The 1,375-nt window shown below is 70.8% G+C and carries 2 pseudogenes; both read left to right on the forward strand.

The features are described from left to right. Window positions 1-95: 95 nt before the first annotated feature. Window positions 96-1,052: pseudogene (locus K789_RS24420) on the forward strand (DUF222 domain-containing protein); the annotation flags it as partial. Between the two features lie 117 nt (window positions 1,053-1,169). After that, window positions 1,170-1,375: pseudogene (locus K789_RS26770) on the forward strand (hypothetical protein); the annotation flags it as partial.

Here is a 1,375-nt window from a genome sequence, read left to right on the forward strand (position 1 = left end):
CCCCCGCCACGTCGGCAGATGCTGCCGGCGCAGTGCCCGTAAACGCCGGCACGGCAGCTGCGGCCGGCTCCGCAGCGGCTTCACGTGCCGCTGTGGTGGACGACGGCTACCGCAACACGACGGAGTTCCTGCGGGCGCGGCTGCGGATCAGCGCCCCCGAAGCCCGGCGCCGGCTCTCCCTCGCCGAGAGCCTGCTGCCACGCCAGGGATTCACCGGCGAACCGTTACCTGCCGTGCACGGGGAACTCGGTGCCGCCGTCGCCTCCGGCGCGGTCGCGTCCCGGTCCGCGACCATCATCAGCCTGGCCCTGGACCGGGTCCGGCACGTCTGCGACGCCGAAACCGCCGCCCGGATGGAGCACGCCCTGACCCGCACCGCCGCGGAGAACGACCCGGACTTCCTGGCCCGGGTGGCCCGGAGCTGGACCGACGCGATCGACCAGGACGGCGCCGAGCCCTCCGAAGAGCTCCTGCGCCAGCTCCAGGGCGCGTTCATCCGCAAACCCCGGCACGGACTGTAGCATCTGGAGATCTTCGCGACCGCCGAACAGTTCGAACACCTCCTCACCGTCATGAACACCGCCACCAACCCCCGCACCCAGGCCCCGGACGCCGGGGTGGACGCAGCCGCAGTCCCGTGGGCCGACCATGGCAACAACGCCGGACCTGACGTTATGGACGTCCCCCTTGACCTCCGCTCGCGTCCGCAGAAACTCCTCGACGGCCTCGTCGGTGCCTGCAAACTCGCCCTCGCCGCCGGCACCCTGCCCGGCGCGGGAGGGCTGCGCCCGCAGGTCATGGTCACCATCGACTACCGCGACCTCCTCACCCGCCTCAACGCGCCCGGCGGAACCAGCGACACTCACGACGGCACCCGCCAGGGCGGCACCCGCGAGGGCGGTTCCGGAGATTCCTTCCAGCGCGGGCAGGTCACGGCACAGACCGGGTCGCTGCTGTTCACCGGCCCCGTCACCGCCTCGACCGTCCGGAAGATCGCCTGCGACGCGGACATCATCCCGGTCCTCCTCGGCAGCGCAGGCCAGGTCCTGGATATCGGCCGGGCCACCCGGGTCTTCCCGCCCCACATCCGCAAAGCCCTCACCGTCCGCGACCAGGGCTGCGCGTTCCCCGGCTGCACCATCCCCGCGCTCTGGTGCGAAGCCCACCACATCACCTACTGGTCCCGCGGCGGAACAACCGGCACGGACAACGGTGTACTGCTCTGTTCACACCACCACCACGTGATCCACAAGGAACACTGGACCATCCAGGTCCGTACCGGCATCCCGTGGTTCATCCCGCCACCACACCTTGACCCACGCCAAAGACCCCGACGCAACCACTACTTCCACCCCGCTACCCTCGACACCCCCGG

Origin of the sequence: Arthrobacter sp. TB 26, from assembly GCF_000427315.1 — a bacterium.
Lineage (GTDB): Bacteria > Actinomycetota > Actinomycetes > Actinomycetales > Micrococcaceae > Arthrobacter.